Annotated in this window: 19 protein-coding genes; 11 read left to right on the plus strand and 8 right to left on the minus strand. The window is 63.0% G+C overall.

Annotated elements, in window-relative coordinates:
• Positions 1–130: 130 nt before the first annotated feature.
• The 4 genes from ABD53_RS17720 to ABD53_RS16020 all read right to left on the minus strand — a co-directional run bounded on the left by ABD53_RS17720 (position 131) and on the right by ABD53_RS16020 (position 5,003).
• Positions 131–1,069, minus strand: coding sequence for a universal stress protein (locus ABD53_RS17720; protein ID WP_047865718.1), 939 nt, complete (start codon positions 1,067–1,069; stop codon positions 131–133).
• Positions 1,070–1,140: 71 nt separating this feature from the next.
• On the minus strand, positions 1,141–2,124 hold the full coding sequence (locus ABD53_RS10490) for a universal stress protein (protein WP_047865719.1): 984 nt from the start codon (positions 2,122–2,124) through the stop codon (positions 1,141–1,143).
• 23 nt (positions 2,125–2,147) lie between these two features.
• Entirely contained in the window at positions 2,148–3,287 is a 1,140-nt protein-coding gene (locus tag ABD53_RS10495) for an FAD-binding oxidoreductase (RefSeq protein ID WP_047865720.1), read from the minus strand.
• A 267-nt stretch (positions 3,288–3,554) separates the two neighbouring features.
• Positions 3,555–5,003 (minus strand): GAF domain-containing protein, encoded by a 1,449-nt coding sequence (locus tag ABD53_RS16020; RefSeq protein WP_053057944.1) that lies wholly within the window; start codon positions 5,001–5,003, stop codon positions 3,555–3,557.
• Positions 5,004–5,305: 302 nt separating this feature from the next.
• On the opposite strand from ABD53_RS16020, the gene ABD53_RS10505 reads away from it, so the two are divergent.
• From ABD53_RS10505 to ABD53_RS10525, 5 genes are all read left to right on the plus strand, one after another.
• Positions 5,306–5,620 (plus strand): hypothetical protein, encoded by a 315-nt coding sequence (locus ABD53_RS10505; RefSeq protein WP_047865721.1) that lies wholly within the window; start codon positions 5,306–5,308, stop codon positions 5,618–5,620.
• A 23-nt stretch (positions 5,621–5,643) separates the two neighbouring features.
• Entirely contained in the window at positions 5,644–6,543 is a 900-nt protein-coding gene (locus ABD53_RS10510) for a universal stress protein (RefSeq protein WP_047865722.1), read from the plus strand.
• 73 nt (positions 6,544–6,616) lie between these two features.
• Positions 6,617–7,348: a ZIP family metal transporter gene (locus ABD53_RS10515; protein WP_047865723.1), complete on the plus strand. Its 732-nt coding sequence runs from the start codon at positions 6,617–6,619 to the stop codon at positions 7,346–7,348.
• Between the two features lie 216 nt (positions 7,349–7,564).
• Positions 7,565–8,356 carry an SDR family NAD(P)-dependent oxidoreductase gene (locus ABD53_RS10520; RefSeq protein ID WP_047865724.1) on the plus strand — a complete coding sequence of 264 codons (792 nt, stop codon included), beginning with the start codon at positions 7,565–7,567 and terminating at the stop codon, positions 8,354–8,356.
• A gap of 15 nt (positions 8,357–8,371) precedes the next feature.
• The gene (locus ABD53_RS10525; RefSeq protein ID WP_047865725.1) at positions 8,372–9,310 is read left to right on the plus strand and encodes an alpha/beta fold hydrolase; all 939 of its coding nucleotides are present in this window, start codon (positions 8,372–8,374) and stop codon (positions 9,308–9,310) included.
• Between the two features lie 27 nt (positions 9,311–9,337).
• On the opposite strand, the gene accC is transcribed toward ABD53_RS10525, so the two are convergent.
• A complete protein-coding gene (accC, locus tag ABD53_RS10530; protein ID WP_047865726.1) occupies positions 9,338–10,690 on the minus strand; it encodes an acetyl-CoA carboxylase biotin carboxylase subunit in 1,353 nt (450 codons plus the stop codon).
• Between the two features lie 112 nt (positions 10,691–10,802).
• Here accC and ABD53_RS10535 point away from each other — a divergent pair, with 112 nt between their 5' ends.
• From ABD53_RS10535 to ABD53_RS10555, 5 genes are read left to right on the plus strand one after another with little or no spacing between them, the layout of a single operon-like run.
• Positions 10,803–11,681 (plus strand): 5-oxoprolinase subunit B family protein, encoded by an 879-nt coding sequence (locus ABD53_RS10535; protein ID WP_047865727.1) that lies wholly within the window; start codon positions 10,803–10,805, stop codon positions 11,679–11,681.
• Entirely contained in the window at positions 11,671–12,645 is a 975-nt protein-coding gene (locus ABD53_RS10540) for a 5-oxoprolinase subunit C family protein (RefSeq protein WP_047865728.1), read from the plus strand. Before ABD53_RS10535 ends, ABD53_RS10540 begins: the two co-directional genes overlap by 11 nt.
• 36 nt (positions 12,646–12,681) lie before the next feature.
• Positions 12,682–13,455, plus strand: coding sequence for a LamB/YcsF family protein (locus tag ABD53_RS10545; RefSeq protein WP_047865729.1), 774 nt, complete (start codon positions 12,682–12,684; stop codon positions 13,453–13,455).
• Positions 13,456–13,495: 40 nt separating this feature from the next.
• Positions 13,496–13,744, plus strand: coding sequence for an acetyl-CoA carboxylase (locus tag ABD53_RS10550; RefSeq protein WP_084709516.1), 249 nt, complete (start codon positions 13,496–13,498; stop codon positions 13,742–13,744).
• Positions 13,745–13,759: 15 nt separating this feature from the next.
• A complete protein-coding gene (locus tag ABD53_RS10555) occupies positions 13,760–16,123 on the plus strand; it encodes a xanthine dehydrogenase family protein molybdopterin-binding subunit (RefSeq protein ID WP_047865730.1) in 2,364 nt (787 codons plus the stop codon).
• A gap of 115 nt (positions 16,124–16,238) precedes the next feature.
• Here the strand turns inward: ABD53_RS10555 and ABD53_RS10560 are convergent, their stop codons facing one another.
• The 3 genes from ABD53_RS10560 to ABD53_RS10570 are packed head-to-tail and all read right to left on the minus strand — an operon-like array spanning position 16,239 to position 18,502.
• A complete protein-coding gene (locus tag ABD53_RS10560) occupies positions 16,239–16,673 on the minus strand; it encodes an acyl-CoA thioesterase (RefSeq protein ID WP_047865731.1) in 435 nt (144 codons plus the stop codon).
• A 4-nt stretch (positions 16,674–16,677) separates the two neighbouring features.
• The gene (locus ABD53_RS10565; protein ID WP_152670729.1) at positions 16,678–17,358 is read right to left on the minus strand and encodes a GntR family transcriptional regulator; all 681 of its coding nucleotides are present in this window, start codon (positions 17,356–17,358) and stop codon (positions 16,678–16,680) included.
• Positions 17,359–17,368: 10 nt separating this feature from the next.
• A complete protein-coding gene (locus tag ABD53_RS10570; protein ID WP_047865783.1) occupies positions 17,369–18,502 on the minus strand; it encodes an acyl-CoA dehydrogenase family protein in 1,134 nt (377 codons plus the stop codon).
• Positions 18,503–18,752: 250 nt separating this feature from the next.
• Here ABD53_RS10570 and ABD53_RS10575 point away from each other — a divergent pair, with 250 nt between their 5' ends.
• Positions 18,753–19,928, plus strand: coding sequence for a CaiB/BaiF CoA transferase family protein (locus ABD53_RS10575; protein WP_047865732.1), 1,176 nt, complete (start codon positions 18,753–18,755; stop codon positions 19,926–19,928).
• The last annotated feature ends 42 nt before the right edge of the window (positions 19,929–19,970 follow it).

The raw sequence follows: 19,970 nt of genomic DNA on the forward strand, positions 1-19,970 counted from the left end.
CGGGTGGGGAGTGTCCCGTCAACAGATCCTTTTCACGCTACCTATATCGAACTGCTTGGTAGATGCGGATATAGTAGCCGGACTTACACTCCCGGCTGCTGTACGCATAGGATATGGTAGAGGGCACCCGTTACGCTTCGTCGTGCTCCGTTCTTACGACCAGCACCGGGCAGTGGGCGTGGCGGACCACGGAGTCGGAGACCCCACCCATAAGGGCGCGCCGGACGCCCCCAAGTCCCCGGCTGCCGATAATCACCAGACCGGCGTCTACCTCTTCGGCTAGCTCCACGATCTCCTTCTTCGGATCACCGCGCCTCAGGTGAGTGTGTACCCGAGCCCCGGTCTGGCCATTCGCCTGGTCCTTGATCTGCTCGACCCGATTTTCGAGGAACTCGCGGGCCTCCTTTTCCGCCCGCTCGGCGAACGATTCGACGTTTTCGGCCATGTACGGGTGGGCGTACGGCAAGTAGGCGGTAAAACCCGCATGCACGACGTACAGTTCAGAGCCGGTGCGCTTGACCAGGTCGATAGCGGTATCGGTGGCAGCCTTGGACTCTTCCGAGCCATCCACTGCAAGAACGATCCTCGCCGGAAATAGCGACCGTCTCCCGTCTCCGCGCACGACGAGTACCGGGCAATGGGCATACAGTACGACATTCTCTGAGACGCTTCCCATGAGTGCCCGCCGGATGCCGCCCCGGCCACGGCTGCCCATGATTATTGCGCTGGCCCCGATCTCCTCCGCGAGATGCACGATTTCGGCCGCCGGGTTCTCTTCGGTCCTCAGGTAGGCCTCCGCAACGCTGCCACCAGCCTCCGTGACAGCCTGCACCTGCTCGTCGAGAAGTTCTTGGGAGGCCTGGTCGAGCCTGTCCTGAGCTTTCCCCGATACCTGGGGGTCGAAGATCACCGGACCAAGATCTCCGGGGCGGGCCACGTGGGGCCCGACGTAGACGAGGTGCAGCTCCGAGCCGGCCTTCTCGCACAGCTCGGCGGCTATGCGTGCCGCGGAACCGGCTTCCTCGGAGCCGTCGGTTGCGAGCAGTATCTTTCCGGACAGTGTACTCACGATGTCTCTCCTCTCATTGGCGTTTTCATAGCTCGTCACGGATCAACCTTGGTCAACGCCGATCAAAACTTTTATCGGTCTCCAGCCGTTGCCTCTGCGTCGACGGGCCTGAATACGAGTACCGAACCACCCGCGTGCAGGGCCACGCTTTTCGAGACACTCCCCATAAGAGCCCTCTTGATGCCTCCCCGGCCACGGCTGCCGACGAGGGTGAGACCGGCGCCGAGCTCGTCGCCAAGCCGTACCATCTCAGCCGAGGGCTGGCCGTTGAGCACGTGTAGAGTGGGCTGGATGCTGCTCGCGGCTTCTATGCGGTCTGAGGCCTTCTCTAGCCGTTTATAGGTTTCCTCTTCTGCCTGCTCGATCTCCTCTTCCCATCCAATCCGGGCGTAGGCTGGCGCGTATGGGATGACCTGGGACATGTCCACCACGCTTGCCAGATGGAGCTCCGTTTCGAAAGCGCCGGCAAGTTCTGCTCCGGCCCCGGCGGCGCGCTCGGACTCGGCAGAGCCGTCGTAGGCTGCGAGTATCGCCCCGGTAGAGAGACCCGAGTGGCGCTCATCTCCAGATTCGCCGCCCTCCTGGCTACTCTTTTCACGGTTCCTCACGACCAGCACCGGGCGGTGGGCGTGGTAGATCAGAGACAGGGAGGCACTACCCATGAGGGCCCTCCTGAGCGCCCCGTAACCCCGGCTACCGACAACGAGGAGCCCCGCATCGAGCTCTTCGGCCAGGTCGTCGACGCCCGCGTCGACCCGGCCCACCTTCAGGTGAGAGCCTGCCACGGTCGCGCCCGAACCGCTTATCTTACCTAGCTGCTCGTCGAGGAGTGTCTGGCCCTGGCGTAAATTGTGTTCCTCAAGCTCGTCCACGTACTTTCCGCCCTCACTCTGCCAGGCCAGTGCCTCCGCCCCGGTCCAGGCGCTGACCGCCGGGACCACGTGGACCACGTGAAGCTCCGACCCGGTCATCCGGCATAGCTTCGAGGCTTCGATTGCAGCGTGCTCCGCAGCCTCGGAACCATCCACGGCCACTAGCACCTTCGTCGGAAACATGACCTATCTCCTTCCTGCCCTCGCTAATCGTTTGCCTGGTCTCTGGGGTGGGTTTCCTCCGGGCTGGCTGCTTTCAGGTCCCCTGGGCCACCATCTTGGAGGGTGAGGATCAAGACCTGACCCGAGCGTGACAGGGTCCCCTGTACCGGAGCGTCCCACAGGCCGGTGCGTGCTGGAGAAAGTGAGGCGGAGGGAGCCAGGAGATCCTCGATGTTCGTAAAATCGCGGCTCACCGTGGGAGTCGGGCTTGAGGGGGTTATGGGCGCGAACCTCCCGCCCCACACCCGGTAGGCTTCGGCTGCTCCCAGGCTCTCGCCGGAGTTCTCGGCCACGGCGGGCCAGAACACGTCTTCTAGCTCCTCGGCCCGGTGACCTGGATACGCTCCAAACATCAGGTGACTCTGCGGCAGGCCTCTTAGCCGGGCCATTGCGGGGCTTAGAAAGCCGGCGTGCCAGAGCGGGGTCGAGACGGGATCCAGCACGAGCTCAGAGAGGGTCCTCAGCAGAGCCTCTCCATCCTCGAAGGCTATTGCAAACGGCCTGTCCGTATCCGCCCGGCGTGTCCTAAGCTTGGCTGACACTACTATGCCGGAGTGGCTTCCGGGGTCAACGAAAGCTGGCACCTCGCTGCCGGTCACCTCACACAGCTCGCCGCCCGGCAGCACAACGTCCGCTGCAAGCACGTTCTCCCGTAGCCAGCCGTGACCGAAGGAGCCGATACCGAGACCGTCGGTGGCGAGCCATCCCCCGACGGTGGCCCTGGGGGCGCTCGTCGGGTACACGGCGAGCCCCTTACCGCGCTGGCGCAGCTCATTGTCAAGGGCGAGCCAGAGCGTACCGGGCTCTGCTTCGGCCCAGCCGCCACCGTCGTGACGAAGCTTGATGCTCTGCATGAACCCGAGGTTCACCACGATGCTATCGGTCGGGTATTCGGGAGACTCTGGAGAGGTGCCGCCACCGGACGCGACCACGGGAACTCCGTGCCGCGCGGCGTCCCGCGACAGGCGGCTGACCTCTTCGGCGTGCAAGGGGTGGAACTCGCCCAGAGGAAAGCTCCCTCCTCCCTCTGAACCCGTCTTCTTGAAACGCTCTCCCAGGAGCTCTACGAATATCCTCTGAAGCTCCTCGCGCTCTTTGCTCCCGGCTTCTCGCCCCTCTGTCATCGTCCCTGGCTCCCCCGATCTACGCTACGGATACTAAAGGCTTCTAGTAGCTCGGTTCTGAAATCATTTCGCATGGTAGCCAGGAGAATAAAGCAGAGGGTCTTGGGGCAACTGATGCACTTTGATCCTTTGTCCGCACACATTGCCTATCTTGATGAAGTTAATGCAGTTGATGGAGTTGATGGAGTTTTCGCCCAGATACAGCAGCGTAGATGACGTGGAGGGGTGACAACGCTCAGGTCTGTCTCAGCCACCATGAAGGATGCCCTAGGGGATCAGGCCGAACTTGCGCGCCCGGGCGACGGCTTCGAGCTGAGAATGCGCCCCGAGCGCCTGCAAGAGCGCCCGGACGTGGTTGCGTACCGTCGCTCTGGAGAGATACAGCCTCTGGCTGATCTCGTTTACCCCATTACCCTCTGCCAGCAGCGTCAGTATCTCCGTCTGTCTCGTAGTGAGGCTCGTGGTGAACTCTGACGTCTCCGGGCAGTTTTCCCCTGAGGAGGATACGGAGTGCTTCTCCGGGGTGACGAGCTCGTACAGCCTCCTGAGGAACCCCTCCTCGTCCTCGTGCTGACGGGCGTTGTCCAGGGCTATAGCCGTGGTGTGGGCAAGACCCTCCGCGAGTAGGAGGTCGTCTTCTCCGTAACTCGGTCTGTCTCGGCGGGTAGCGATACCTATGGACCCAAGCACCCGTCCGCCGACCCGGAGCGGCACACAGAGGTATGATGCGAGGTCCAGACTGCTCAGGGTCCTGAGCTCCCCTTGTGAGCCGGCTAGATCGTGGAGTAGCGCATTGCTCACTTCCGGTAAGAGCTCGGAGGTCCCACTCCGTAGCACCTTCGCGGTCCCGTGGGTTGCCTCGGGGATAAACGTGTAGCTGCTCTTTGGCTCTAGCATAAGCTTCTCGCCAGCATGGTCCGCAACACCCACAAGATTTGCGTGAGCCGTCGCCAGACGCTCTACGGTTGCGTGCCTCTCCGAGACGACGTCCACGAAGCACCAGTCAGCCACGTCCGGCACCGTAAGGCGCAGGGTCGTTTCGATTATCGCCCTGGGATCCGTGGAGGCCGAGAGCGCGGCGCTGGCTTGGGAGAGAAACTCGAAGCGCCTCTCAGCTTTCTCGGCCTTTATGGTCCTCTCGGCAAGCAGGCTTTCTATCCTTCCTTCGTTTGCCCGCCGCTCGATGGCGGCTCCGAGCAGGTTCGCGACGTCCTGCACGAACCCCGTCTCGTATGTGTCGAAGCGCCGCCTGGCTTTCGTGTGAGCTCCGAGTACCCCGTAAGTTCTGCCTCCGGCGCGGATGACGGCACTCACACCGCTGGTTACGCCATGATCCCGCAAGAGCCTGGGGCCGGAGAAGCTTCGCTCCCGGGAGAGGTCCTCCACGACTACCGGCTGCCTGGAGATCAGGGTATATCCCGCCTGCGACTCCAGACCCGAGCCGACCGTGGCCTTTCCGACAAGCCCCTCCGACCAGCCAACCCCGGCTCGTAGTAGCAGGCGGTCTCCGTCCGCCATCAGCTCGAGAACCTTGCAGAGTTCTACCCCGAGTACCTCGGAAACCTCTGACAGCGCCTGATCGAAGAGCTCTCCAAGCTCGATGCCCGCGAGTGCGCTAAAGGCCAGTCTCCCAACAGATTCCTGTTGCCGGAGACGTTTTTCCAGGGCGGTTTCCTTCTGCCCCTCTGCTACGTTCGCCGTACTCGCGAGCCTCATGCGTCCAATCCCCTGACCGTCGTAAACCGTCTCGAGAACCTACCGATAGGCTATTGCAGTAAGTTGCAGTCAGCAATACCAGAACAACGTAGCTGGAGTGACGTTCCTCCCGCAATAATTTCCATGTTTTGTAATTATAAGCACCACCTGATTTTCAGGTCAATCCCAGGTCGTTCCACAGCGTAAGGGAGCCGACGACTACATGGACTACAGAAAGTCGCGGAATGGGCAGCCTGGGTCACTACTATGGGTAGTTCTGCTCAGGTCGCTACGGAGTAAGAGACATATCCTACTAGAGCAGGATGGCTAGAGAAGTCAGAGAACTGCTCGAGGCTCTGGAGGCGGATGTGGCTGGTGGCAGTGAGGGTGAGCGCGTGGTCTGGAAACACGTACAAAGGGCACGCAGCGAGTTCAGTGGCGAGCACCAGTTGGCCGAGTACGTCGCCCGGCTCTCTCCGGAAGAGCTTGCGGAGATCCTGGCTTCGAGCCCTCACACGCTTCCGCGCCTGGCGGCCAGCCACGCCGAATGTCGGGTGGAGGCGGGAGAGGAGCGCGGTTTCGTAGAGGTTATGCGCGCTTGGGCGCTGTATACGTTGTCCGGGCTTGAAGGCGGTTAGAGGATGTTAACTCGGAGGAAGATATGAACAGAGCCCTTGAAAGGGTACTGCTGGCGACAGACAGTTCGCGGGATGCGGCGCTGGCGGCTCGCGCGGCCGCGGACATCTGTCAGAAAAGCGGGGCGAAACTGTCCGTCGTGCACGTCTGGCAGGCTACTCCGTCTGCCCACATGAGATCGTTCGTGCGCTCGAGTTTCAAACGCCTGGCTCAGGAGAAGCTAGACGCCGAGGTACAGAATCTGCGGAATATCGGGGTAAGCAGCGTCGAGCCCCACCTCGTAGAAGGCAAGCCGGCGGACGGGGTTCTGGATCTCGCCGAAGAGCTGGATGCGGACCTGATCGTGCTCGGCAGCCGGGGGCTGGGGCCGGTCGGACGTCTAGCCCTGGGTAGCGTCGCCGAAGGTGTGACGTATCATGCCCCGTGCCCGGTGCTGGTCTCGCGCGGCGGTGAGTCATCGTGGCCGCCCGGCAGGGTGGTCTTCGCCTACGACGGATCGCAGACGTCGTGGGAAGCGGCTGAGGCGGCCGCAAGCCTCTGCGCGGATAACGGTGAAAATGGTGTCGAAGGGCTGATCGTACAAGCCTATCCACGACTGCCCGAGGTGGACAAAGAGGGCAGGGAATCAGATGCCAGGATGGTTGAGGATGACATGAGGCTCCAGGAGAAGGCTCTCATGCAGCGTGCCGGAGAGCTCGAAGCCATTCTCGGCGTCCGGCCCAAGCCCAGGCTAGCCGTGGGCGACGCCGCGTCCCGTATTCTCGAGGTAGCCGCAGAGGAGAGCCCGGAGAGGACGCTCGTGGCGCTTGGTAGCCGGGGCCTCGGGACAGTCGGGCGGATGACGCTCGGCAGCGTCTCGGCCAAGACGCTGCGCGCCGCGCAGGGACCCGTGCTCGTACACCCGACGAGCGAGAGACCTGCCTGACCTATACGCATACCCGAGATACCCGCCTGAAAAGGCTATGAAGAGGCTATGAAGAGGCTATGAAGATTTTGACGTGACGCTCCTGGTGTTCCTCCTGGCGCTCTTCACCGCCCTGGCCACCGGCCTCGGTGCGGTGCCCTTCGCCTTTACCCACGACCCTGCCCGCAGGTGGATCGGCGCGTCGAACGCGGCAGCCGCGGGGCTCATGCTGGCGGCCAGCGTTTGGCTCGCCTACGAGGGGCTCGGGCGCGGGATGCTCGGGGTGCTCGTGGGAGCGGCGGTAGGCGCCATATCCATCTTGGCCGTGCGGCGGTATCTCGGCCTAGATGAGCACCCGGCAGTCTTCGCGGGGATGTCCGGGCTGGATGCCCGCAAGGGGCTCCTGATCGTGGCCATAATGACCGCGCACTCCCTGGCCGAAGGCGTGGGGGTTGGGGTCGCCTTCGGCGGCGGCGAAGATCTCGGTGTCATCATAGCCTTGGCTATCGCCGTACATAATATCCCGGAGGGCCTCGCCATAAGCCTCGTGCTGGTGCCCCGGGGGGTCAGCCCTGGCAAGGCTGCCTTCTGGAGTATCTTTTCGAGCCTGCCGCAGCCCCTTATGGCCGTGCCAGCCTTCATGTTCGTCGAGGCGTTCGAGACACTGCTGCCCTATGGTCTCGGGTTTGCCGCCGGGGCGATGGTCTGGATGGTCTTCGCCGAGCTATTGCCGGACGCCAGAAAAGACGCTCCAGACCGTACCATCTTAGTAGTCCTCGCCGTGTCCGCCGCCTCCATGATGGCTTTCCAGCTCTTGCTGAGTTGAGTTACTTTGACCTCTAGTATGTAGCCCGCGTGGCTACTCGATGCCATGGCCAGCCAAGGCCACCTGTCTGGATCTCTACGGTCAGTGAGCGTGCAAGCACACGAATAGGCATATTGCGGAGACGAGCAGTAAGACGAAACGCCCTATATAACTCTCTACAATTACCCGCAAAATATAATACGTGTACCGCTGGGAGCTAGCGAATGGAGAAGCCAGATGGGCGTACTCGATCAGTTCAAGCTCGATGGCAAGGTAGCCTTGGTTACGGGCGCGGGGAGCGGTATCGGACGGGCATACGCCCAAGCGCTCTCCGAAGCCGGAGCGGCGGTGGCCTGCGCGGATCTCGACCACGATACCGCGCAACAGACGGCTTCTTCACTGGAAGGCAAAGCGTTCGCCCTGGAGGCTGACGTCTCCGATGAGGCGCAGGTCCAGAGTATGGTGCAAGAGACGGTCTCAGAGCTTGGTAGGCTCGACGCCGTCTTCGCCAATGCCGGGATAGGCGGAGCTCAAGAGCAGGTTTTCCCCGAAGCGTCCCTCGAGAACTGGCAGCAGGTGATAAACATCAACCTCACCGGGGTATGGCTGACCGCCCGGGAGGCGGCAAAGGCCATGATCTCCCAGGGTGAAGGCGGCAAGATAGTGGCTACCGCATCGATCTACGGCTTCGTCGGTGGCTTCGCACCTTCCCCGGGCGCGTACAACTCCGCGAAGGGTGGGGTGGTTAACCTGGTGCGTGATCTTGCGCCGACACTCGCCCCTCACCGGATAAACGTCTCCGGCATAGCTCCGGGTTTCTTCCGGACCAACATAGGCGGAGGGCTCTTGATGGACCTTGAGAATGAGACGACACAGCAGTTCGTCGCGGAGATAGAGCGCCGGACGCCCATGGGCAAGATGGGAGATGTCGAGGATCTCAAGGGTACAGCGGTCTACCTCGCCTCTCCGGCCTCCGACTATCTAACCGGGCACACGGTAGCGGTGGATGGTGGCTGGCTCGCCTGGTAGTGAAAGGGGAAGAGAATGACACAGGGTCGGGAGCCGTGGTACTTACCCGGCTCCGAGAAACCCTGGCCGCCATGGCCCGGGGATCTTGTAAAGGGGCATAGACACGAGCTATTCGTACGGTCGGTTGGCGATCCAGACTCCCCGACGGGTCTGTTCGTGCATGGTCTTGGAGGAAGCTCCGGCAACTGGACCGACGTCATGGGCCTGCTTTCGGATGACGTCTATGCTCGCGCGGTAGACCTTCCTGGGTTCGGGCAGTCCGAGCCGCCTCGGGATTTCGGCTATACGCTCGACGAGCATAGCGAGGCCATAGTGGATCTGCTCTCGTCTTTCGAATGTGGACCGGTACACCTATTCGGCAACTCCATGGGCGGCGTTATCGCGATCAGGGTGGCTGCACGACACCCGGAACTGGTGCGAACCCTTACGCTAATAAGTCCGGCCCTGCCCACTGTACGCCCCCACGGCGACAACGCCTTGGTGGGAATTCTAGCCGTTCCAGGCCTGGGTGAACGCCTGATGTCTTGGTTGTGGCGTCAGCCCACGGAGGAAGTGGTGAGTCTATTGAACCGTGTTGCGTACGATGCAAGCCGGGCGCCCCCCCAACGCGTCGAGGCCGCGGTTGAGGAACTAGAGTACATGAAGGGCCGTAGCTGGAGTGAGGAGGCGCTTATCAAGAGCACGCGAGGCCTGATCTCCTCGTACCTCCTCTACGGCTCGCGCTCCCTGTGGCGGCAGGCGGCTTCTGTGCAAGCGCCAACGCTTTTGATTTGGGGCCTCAATGATGCACTGGTCAGTCCGGCGCTGGCCGAGACGGCGGAAGCAACGTTTCCCAAAAGCCGACTCCTCGTTTTGGGCGAAGCGGGGCACATGGTCCAGATCGAGAATCCTGTAGCGGTCGCCCGGGCATTCACCAATCTGCTCGACGACCTCGAAAATGGTCGTCGACTTTGACGGCATAGTTCAGGCCTCGCGCTGCAATTACATCGTTCCAGGTTTCTCTAGCAGGTCTCCCAGATACTCCGTGTCATACTTTCCCGAAAGGAAAGCTTCTTCGTCCAAGAGCCGGAGGTGTAGTGGGATGGTGGTATTCACTCCTTCCAGACGATATTCACCCAGGGCGCGCCGGGAGCGCTGTATAGTCTCCTCGCGTGTCAGGCCCCAGACGGCGAGCTTGCCGATCATGGAGTCGTAGAAGGGAGGGATGACGTAGCCGTTATAGACGGCGGAGTCCACTCGCACACCAGGGCCGCCGGGGACTTCCAGTGCTGACACCTCGCCCGGGGAAGGCATGAAATCGTTGTCCGGGTCCTCGGCGTTGACCCGGAACTCCATCGCCCAGCCGTTCACCGTCACTTCGTCTTGGCGGATGCTCAGAGGCTCACCCGAGGCCACCCTGAGCTGCTCTTTGATCAGGTCCACGCCCGTGATCATCTCGGTTATCGGGTGCTCGACCTGTATGCGCGTGTTCATCTCGATAAAGTAGAACTCGCCGCTCTCGTCTGCCAGAAACTCCACGGTGCCCGCGTTGACGTACTCCGCTTCCCGGGCCAGCCGCACGGCGGCCTCGAGCATGCGCTCTCTGGTCTGGGGGGTTATGCCCGGCGACGGGGCCTCCTCCAGCACCTTTTGTCTGTGACGCTGCATGGAGCACTCGCGCTCGTAGAGGTGGATCACGTCGCCATTGTGGTCGCCGATTATCTGTACCTCGACGTGCCGGGGGGAAGTGAGGAACCTCTCCAGGTACAGGGAGCCATCTCCGAAGGCCGCCTCGGCCTCCTGGCGGGCGACCCGCACGGCCTGCTTCAGTTCCTCCTCGTCTTGCGCTATACGGATGCCCCGCCCTCCGCCGCCGGCCGCGGCTTTGATCATCAGAGGGTAGCCAATCTCCTGTGCAACGCTGATCGCTTCCTCCGGTGAGACGCCTCCCTCACTGCCGGGGACCACGGGTACCCCGGCGGTACTGGCCAGTGCACGAGCCGCGGACTTGTCGCCCATCTTCTCTATGGACTCGGGCGAGGGGCCGACGAAGATCAGGCCCGCATCCCGACAAGCCCTCGCGAACGCGGCATTCTCCGCGAGAAAACCGTAACCGGGATGTACCGAGTCAGCGCCCGACTCTCTCGCAGCATTTAGCAGAGCCTCAGCATTCAGGTAGCTCTTTGCGGCCGGCGGGGGGCCGACGTGAAACTTCTCGTCTGCCTGACGTACGTGCAGCGCCTCGGCGTCAGCGTCGGAGTACACGGCCACCGTGGATATGCCAAGCTCCTGACAGGCCCGGATCACGCGCAGCGCGATCTCACCCCTGTTTGCAACGAGTACCTTCTCGAGCATCTTCCCGCCTCCTTTGACTCTTTAACTGACTCTTTGACTAGCATATCTCGTGACCCTATTATGGACGTGTTGCTCACATGGGTTTTGGGGAGGGAACGTGCAGGGACAGCGGATGGAACCCCGCTACAGCTACGGCGGCGACGAGTACGTCTTCGTGGAGCTCGACGAGGCGATGAGCCTCCAGGTCAACTTCCGGGCGCTCGGCATTACCAATCGTCTCAGGGAAGAGGAGCTCCCGGGCGTAACGGACATCTGCCCGTCTAACGCCTCCTACATGGTTCGCGTAAACCCGGACGAGATTCATCCCGACGAGCTGATCTCACGCCTCAAGGAGCTTGACGAGGAGGTGGGGGAGGCTCGGGGAATCGAGCTCGACACGAGGGTGGTCGACGTGCCGGTTCTGATCGAGGACCCCTGGACCTACGAGACGATGATGCGCTTCCGGGATAGGCACCAGGACCCGGACTCCACGGACCTCGAGTACGGCGCCCGCATTAACGGCTACGACTCCAGAGATGACTTCATAGACGCCCTGCTCGGATCGCCGTGGCTGGTCACCATGCTCGGGTTCGTGCCGGGTCTGCCGTGGTGCTACCAGCTCGTCCCGCCGGAGGAGCAGATCGAGGTGCCAAAGTACGTCAGGCCCCGCACGTACACTTCCGAGCGGGCCTTCGGCTACGGTGGCGGCTTCGCCGTGATCTACCCGGTACAGGGAGCCGGAGGCTACCAGCTATTCGGTACCGCCCCCGGACCGGTCTTCGACCCGAAAGAAGAGCTGCCCGACTTCCGGGACTCCATTATCTTTCCCCGGCCGACCGACATCTTCAAGTTCCGCCGCATAGAACGCGAGGAGTACGACCGTATAAGGGGCGAGGTCGAGAGCGGCACCTTCGAGTACCACAAGCGGCCCTTCACGTTCCAGGGCGACCGGGCGCTCGCGGACCCGAAGTCGTACAACGAGGAGATACTGGGGGTGCTTTATGGGGATTAGGGTCGAGAGCCCGGGGCTCCTCACGACGGTCCAGGATGCGGGCCGCTTCGGCAAGTACGACATAGGTATGCCGCCCTCCGGCGCGATGGATCTCTTCTCCTACGAAGTCGGGAATTATCTGGTCGGCAACGCCCCGGACGCGGCGGCCCTGGAGATGACCTATCTCGGTCCCAGCCTGGAGTTCACATCTCCTGCCGTGATCGCCGTAACCGGTGCGGACATGCCGCCCAGGATAAACGGGGAAGAGGCCGCGACCTGGGAAGTGCTGTCGGTAGAGGAGGGCGACGTGCTCTCCTTCGACTACCTGAAGGCCGGCGCCCGTTCCTACCTGGCTGTTGCAGGAGGGATAGACGTGCCACCGTTCCTCGGCAGCCGCTCGACCTACACCCTGATCGGCCTCGGCGGCCACGAGGGCCGCGCCCTCGCAGAGGGTGACGAGCTACCCGTCGGCGACTCTGTGGATGGTGCCGACCGCGTCGGGAAGTCCGTCGAGGCGGGACATATTCCGGCCTTCTCCGGCGCGGAGGAGATCCGGGTGATCGTCGGCCTGTGTAGCTACCGGCTTACCGGCGAGAGCCTCGAAGGCTTTCTGAATACCGACTGGACGGTAACACCGGACGCGAACCGCACCGGCTACCGGATGCGCGGCGGTGAGATCGAGTTCGTCGAGCGCGAGCAGCCCGCCGGAGCCGGCAGCGACCCGGCGAACGTCGTGGATCTCGGCTATCCCGTGGGCTCTATACAGGTGCCCGGCGGTGTCGAGCCGATAGTCCTGATGAACGACGCCGTCACCGGAGGCGGCTACGCGACCATCGGAACCGTTATAAGCGTGGACCGCGACCGGCTCGCCCAGACCAAGACCAACGACACTACGCGTTTTAGGTCGGTAACGCTCGAAGAGGCGCTTGACGCCCGCCGCGCCCGTCAGCGGCAGCTACGTGAGATCCACGAGTCACTTGGCTAACCTAGAAGCCGACCGTTTACAGGAGGGCGGATCGCGATGCGCATAGACCTGAACTGTGACATGGGAGAGAGCTTCGGGGCCTGGAAGATGGGCAACGACGAGGAGATGATGGACTTTATCTCCTCGGCTAACGTAGCCGGTGGCTTCCACGCCGGAGACCCGCACGTGATGCGGAAGACCGTGGATCTCGCAAAGCAAAGCGGCGTCGCCGTCGGCATTCACTGCGGCTACGGGGATCTGGTCGGCTTCGGCCGTAGGGAGCTCGACGTAGCGCCCGGTGAGATCCGGGACGAGCTTACCTACCAGCTCGGAGCCTTGCGGGAGTTCGCCTGCCTCCAGGGTATGGAGGTCCAGCACGTAAAGCCCCACGGCGCACTGTACATGGCCGCCGCCCGGGACGAGGATCTCTCCCGTGCAATAGTCCAGGCGATACAGGAGGCGGATCCGGCACTCCTGCTCTACTGCATGCAGTCTTCGGTTACCTACGAGGTCGCCCAGGAGATGGGACAGCCGGTCGCCCGGGAGTTCTTCGCCGACCGTGGCTATGGAGACGACGGCCAGATCATCTTCACCCGCAACGTGGCGGAAAAGCTCGACCCCGGGGCGGTCGGGGACCGGGTCGTGAGGGCGGTTACCGAGGGCAAGGTCGAGTCAGAGACCGGGCGGGACATCGAGATGAGCGCGGACTCCGTATGCGTACACGGCGACACCCCGGGCGCGGTAGAGCTCGCCGAGGCCATTGCTCGTCGTCTGCGAGAAGGCGGCGTGGAGATTGCGCCTCCGGGAGGCGCCGGAAATAAGACACATTAAGCGATCCATACAGATCCATACAAATACAAGAGGAGATGATTTGAGCGAAGCTACCACCAACAACGTAAAGGCCCAGATCCCCGGCACCTTCTACCGCAAGCCCGGCCCGGAGAGCGAGCCGTATGCCACGGAGGGTGGCAAGGTCTCCGCCGGAGACGTCGTCGGCCTTATCGAGGTGATGAAGTCCTTCCACGAGGTAAAGGCCGAGCAAGACGGCACGGTGGCGAAGTTCTTGATCGAGGACGGCGACGCCGTGGCCCCCGGACAAGACCTCTTAGAGCTAGAGTAACCCGAAAGGCGGAGCATGGCCGAACAGGTCGGAAACTACGTAGGCACCAGCGTACCCCGGAAGGAGGATGCGGCGCTGCTCGCCGGGGAGGCACGCTGGACCGACAACATCAAGCTACCGGACATGCTGCACGTAGCGGTGCTCCGCAGCCCGCTGGCCCACGCGAAGATCGAGCACATCGACGTCTCCGGAGCGCTCTCCAAGAGCGGCGTAGTCGCAGCCTACACCGGAGAAGACCTGGCGGGGGAGTGGCCCTCGGGCATACCCTGTGCCTGGCAGGTCACGCAGGACATGAAGGCTCCGGTACACCGGCCCGTGGCCCGTGGCGAGGTCAACCACATGGGCGACGCCGTGGCCGTGGTGGTCGCCTCCGAGCGCAGCCTGGCCTACGACGCCCTGGAGGCGATAGACGTGGACTACGAGCCGCTCGAGCCCGTGGTGGACGTCGAGCGGGCCCTGGAGGAGGGCGCGCCGCTGGTACACGAGGATCTCGGCACCAACGAGTGCTACACGTGGCCCTTGGCCACGGGCGACATAGACGAGGCCTTCGGGCAGGCGGACGTGGTTGCCAGCGGACGCTATATCCAGCAACGTCTCATCCCGAGTCCCATAGAACCCCGGGCGGTGGTCGCCCAGCAGGACCCGGTCCACGATGGCTTTATACTGCACACCTCGACCCAGGTGCCGCATTTCGTGAAGGACGTGATCGCGGGCTCGTGCGGGGTGCCGGACAACAAGCTGCGGGTGGTCGCGCCGGACGTTGGCGGCGGCTTCGGGGGCAAGCTCAACGTCTACGCGGAGGAGGCGCTCGCGCTCGCACTTACGCGCCGGATCGGCGTGCCCGTCAAGTGGACCGAGGACCGCGGAGAGAGCCATCAGGCGAGCACCCACGGCCGGGGCCAGGTGCAGTACGTGGAGGTCGCAGCGCGCAGCGACGGCAAGATACTGGGCATGAAGGTAAAGCTCTACGCCGACATGGGGGCATACTTGCAGCTCCTCACACCCGGCGTCGCCGTCCTGGGCTCCTTTACCTACCCCGGGCTCTACACGTTCGACGCCTACTCCTTCGAGTGCACCGGGGTCTTCACCAACCTCACCCCGACCGACTCATATCGGGGCGCCGGACGCTCGGAGGCGGCGTACGCCTGCGAGCGTGCGATGGACGACCTCGCAAGGGAGCTCGGGATGGACCCGGCGGAGGTTCGGCTCAAGAACCTCATACCGCCTTTCGAGGAGCCCGTAACCAACCCCGCGGGCGTGCAGTACGACTCGGGCGACTACGAGACCTGCATGCGCAAAGCCCTGGATCTCGCCGGCTACGGAGACCTCCGGGAGGAGCAACGCCGCCGCAGAGAAGCCGGGGACCCCGTGCAGCTCGGCATCGGCATCGGCAACTTCACGGAGAGCGGCGGCCTCTCGCCGTCGAAAATCTCGGCCGCCGTAGGGCTCGGCGGCGCCGGCTGGGAGGCCGCCACGGTCAGGATGCTCCCGAGTGGCAGGGTCGAGGTCATCACCGGCACCTCGCCCCACGGCCAGGGGCACGCCACATCCTGGTCCCAGATAGTCGCCGACGACCTCGGCGTACACCCGGATGAGGTGGAGGTCCATCACGGCGATACCGCTATCGCTCCCTGGGGCCGCGACACCTACGGCTCCCGCAGCCTGTCGGTCGGAGGCGTTGCGGTGCATCTGGCCTGCGAGAAGGTCTCCGACAAGGCAAAGAAGATCGCCGCGCACATGCTGGAGGCGGCGGAGGCCGACGTGGAGCTCTCGGGCGGGAGGTTCAGCGTGGCGGGCTCGCAGGAGCCGGCCCTGACCATCCAGGAGGTGGCCGGAGCTGCCTTCGCGGCGTCGGACCTGCCAGAGGGGATGGAGCCCGGGCTCACGGCGGACTACTTCTTCGATCCTCCGAACTTTACCTGGCCTTTCGGCACGCACATCTGTGTGACGGAGGTGGATACGGAGACGGGTAAGGTGACCATCCCGAAGTACGTGGCCGTCGACGATTGTGGCCCCGTGGTCAACCCGCAGGTGGTCGAGGGTCAGCTACACGGCGGCATAGCCCAGGGGATAGCGCAGGCTCTGTACGAGGAGGCGACCTACGACGAGTCGGGCACGCTGACCAGCGCGAGCCTGATGGACTACATGATACCCGGCGCGCCCGAGATCCCGAACATGATCCTCGATAGCACCGTCACTCCTTCCTCGACCAACCCGATGGGGGTCAAGGGTATCGGAGAATCCGGCAGCATAGGAGCCTCTCCGGCCGTGATCAACTCGGTCATAGACGCCCTCTCCCCGCTCGGGGTGACCCACGTGGACATGCCAGCCTCGCCCGTGCGGGTGTGGGAGGCGATCCAGGCGGCCCGGAAAGGGTAACGGCCGCCGGCTACTCAACGAGATCCGTTAAACGAAAGGAGGCTCTGTTAGAGGTCCAGAGTTAGATACTACAAACAACATATAATTGGCCATGTGCGGTAGCCAATCCGCCGATTTACGTGGGGTTCTGGAATGACTCCACGCGATCCCTGATCCAATCGGGGATCGGCGCCGCACCGCCCGTTTCCTGGGAGTAGGAGACGTAGATTATCTCCGCTTCCAGATAAGGTTCCTGTTCTCCAGCGTCATTCGCGGGAGAGATTCTGAACCTCCCGGTGAAACTGGAGTTACCCAGTTTGGGTACGGAGACGTGGACGTCGAGCAGGTCGTCCAGACGGGCGGATCTCTTGAACTCCAGGGTCGCTTTTACCAGCGCGATCTCGAACGCCGGGGAATCCAGGGCCCCTGCGCCGAGGTTCCGGAAGTACTCGGTTATGGCTACGTCGATGTAGGTCAGGTAGTGCGAGTTGAACACGACCTTCTGGCCGTCGATCTCGGAGTAGCGCACGCGCAGGGTGTGGACGAACGGGAAGGACCCGGGCTGTATCATCTTCCTAAGATCCTCCGTCGCCGATCACGACCGCCATGTCTACTATGGCGTTCGAGCGGTGCTCGTTCATGGCCGAAACCAGGGCCTCCGCTTCCCGGGCCTTGCAGGCCTCGACGATCCTGCGGTGCTCTTCCTGGACTCGCCTGCGGGAGGCCGGCTTGTTGAAGAAGAGGCTCCGGTATGAGTCCGAGACCTGCCACAGGGTCTTTACCACGCGCATGAACTGCGGCATGCCGGCGTACTCCAGGAGGGCCATGTGAAACTCCCGGTTTACCTCGGTAAAGCGTAGCAGGTTCTCCGACTCGGAGATCTCGTCCATCTCTTGGATAAGATCCTCCAGGCGTTCGATCAGGCTCTCGTCCACTTGTGAGGCCGTGCTACGGAGCATCTCGCTCTCCAGCAGCTGGCGCATGCGGTAGATCTCCGACAACTCACTCATGGAGAACTTCGTGACCCTGTAGCCGTGATGCGGCTGGTAAGTTAGCTGTCCTTCGGCTTCCAACACCTTCAGGGCCTCGCGGATGGGCAGGCGGCTGACCTCTAGACGCTCGGAGATCTCGCCCGGCCGCAAGCGCTCGCCGGGCTTCAGCTCGCGGGACATGATCATACCCCGGATCTCTGCCAGCACCGCGTGCTGTGCCGTCTGGGGTTTCTTGAAAGCTCCTTGAGGCTCCGCCGGCTCCAAGACTACCCGGCTACCTGAACGCCGGTATGCCGGTTATCGCGTTACCCAGAATCAGGGTGTGCACCTCGTCGGTCCCTTCATAGGTCCTCACGCTCTCGAGGTTATTGGCGTGTCTGAGAGGCGAGTAGTCCAGGGTTACCCCGTTGCCGCCGAGGATGGTGCGGGCCTCGCGGGCTATCTCTATCGCCTCGCGTACGTTGTTTAGCTTGCCAAAGGAGACCTGCTCGTGCCTCAGCGTTCCGGCATCCTTCATGAGGCCCAGGTGCAGAGCCAGCATCGTACCCTTCTGGATCTCTAGCATCATGTCCACGAGCTTCTTCTGGGTCAGCTGGAACGCGGCCGTGGGCTTGTCGAACTGGCTGCGCTCTAACGAGTATCCGAGAGCGCTCTCGTAGGAGTCCCGCGCCGCGCCCATCACGCCCCAGACGATCCCGTACCTGGCCTCGTTCAGGCACGAGAACGGTCCGCGCAGACCCTTGACCTCCGGGAACATTGCCTCTGAGGGGAGCCTGCAGTCCTCGAAGTAGAGCTCGCACTGTATGGAGGCCCGCATGGAGAGCTTTGGCTGTATGTCCTGCGCCGAGAAGCCCGGAGTATCGGTCGGCACCACAAAGCCGCGGACTCCCTCGTCCGTCTGGGCCCATATTACCGCCACATCCGCGATGGAACCCAGGCCGATCCAACGCTTGCTCCCGCCCAGTATCCAGTCATCGCCGTCCCGCCTGGCATAGGTCTTCATGGAGGCGGGGTCACTCCCGGCATCCGGCTCGGTGAGCCCGAAAGCACCTATTGCCTCTCCCCGGGCCATCCTCGGCAGCCACTCCTCCTTGTGCTCCTCGGAGCCGAACTTGTGTATCGCGCTCATCGCGAGCGAGCCCTGCACGCTAACGAAGGTCCTAAGCCCCGAGTCTCCGGCCTCAAGCTCCATACACGCCAGACCATACTCGACCGCGCTCTTGCCGCCGCAGCCGTAGCCTTCGAGGTGCATGCCGAGGACGCCCAGAGAGCCCATCTCGGGCACGAGCTCTTTCGGGAATGTTCCTTCGTCGTACCATTCTTTTATGTTCGGGGAGATCCGCTCCGTCACGAACCGGCGAGCCTTGTCCCTCACCGCGATCTCCTCTTCCGTAAGCAGACCATCCAGCCCGAGAAAGTCTTTCGACCAGTCCTCCCGGGGGCCAGAGCCGTTTCCGTTGCTACCTCCACCCGTTGCTCTGCTCTCGCTTACGGGCCCCACGCTAACCGCCCTCTCATGCTGTCTCCATACGACTTTAGAGACCAAGTCTAGCTGACACTGGACATTTGATCCAGTTTTAGTTATTTTGTAGACATTCTGGATCAAGTATCTCATGCTTCATGGTGAGAGGGTGGTAGGGGTTGGGGAGGAGTGTAGGGTGAGTGAGTCGGAGAGGGCGCTCGAAGGCCTCGTGGTGGCCGACTTTTCGCGGGTGCTCGCGGGGCCGCTGGCGACGATGAACCTCGGGGATCTCGGTGCCGACGTAATAAAGGTAGAGAGGCCAGAGGTGGGAGACGATACGAGGGCTTGGGGGCCGCCATTCGTCGAGGAAGGCAGTACCTACTACCTCGGGCTCAACCGTAACAAGCGCAGTATAGCGTTGGACCTGGGAGAGCCGGGGGATCTCGAAGCCGCCCGGGAGCTTGCCAGTCGGGCGGACGTGCTCATAGAGAACTTCCGGCCGGGCGCCATGTCGCGTCTCGGTTTGGGCTACGAAGAGGTGTCCAGGCTCAACCCCGGCATCGTCTACTGCTCCATTAGCGCCTTCGGCTCCGGCGAGAGGGGGGCGGCGATGCCCGGCTACGACTTTCTGGTGCAGGCCGCGAGCGGTTTCATGAGCATCACCGGTGAGGAGGATGGTACCCCGATGAAGACCGGGGTGGCCATAGTGGACGTGATCTGCGGCCTCAACGCCACGATCGGCATCCTCGCCGCCCTGGAGTCCCGCAGGAAAACGGGCGAAGGCCAGCACGTCGAGGTGTCACTCATGGACTCCGCGCTCGCGGGGCTGGTGAACCAGGCCTCGGGCTACCTGCTCGCGGGTAGCGTACCGGGCCCCCGTGGTAACAAGCATCCTTCCATAGCCCCGTACGAGACCTTCCGGGCCGCAGACCGGCCCTTCGTTATAGCCGTCGGAAACGAGGCGCTCTGGAGGCGCCTGTGCGAGAGCCTCGGCCTGGAGGAGTTGGCCGAGGACGAGCGCTTCGCCACCAACTCCGGTCGTGTTGCACACAGAGACGAGCTCGGGGAGATACTTGAGGGTGTCTTCAGGAGGGAAGACGCGGCCACGTGGGTGGAGCGGCTCGGGGAGGCGGGCGTGCCAGCTGGCCTGATCAACGACGTAGGCGAAGCCTTTGAGCTGGCGGAGTGGCTCGACCTCTCCCCGGTGGTCGAGCTGGAGAACCGAGAGGGCTCTTCTAACTTGAAGCTCACACGCTCGCCGCTCCGCATGTCGGAGACTCCGGTAATCGCGGACAAACCACCGCCGCGGCTCGGCGAGCATTCTGGGGAGATCCGCGCGTGGCTGGATCGTGGAGACGGCACGGATGCCTAATAAAGGAGTGGTCGGTAAATCTCGCAGGCTGCGAGACGATCA

The sequence above is a fragment of the Rubrobacter aplysinae genome, from assembly GCF_001029505.1.
Classification (GTDB): Bacteria; Actinomycetota; Rubrobacteria; order Rubrobacterales; family Rubrobacteraceae; genus Rubrobacter_A; species Rubrobacter_A aplysinae.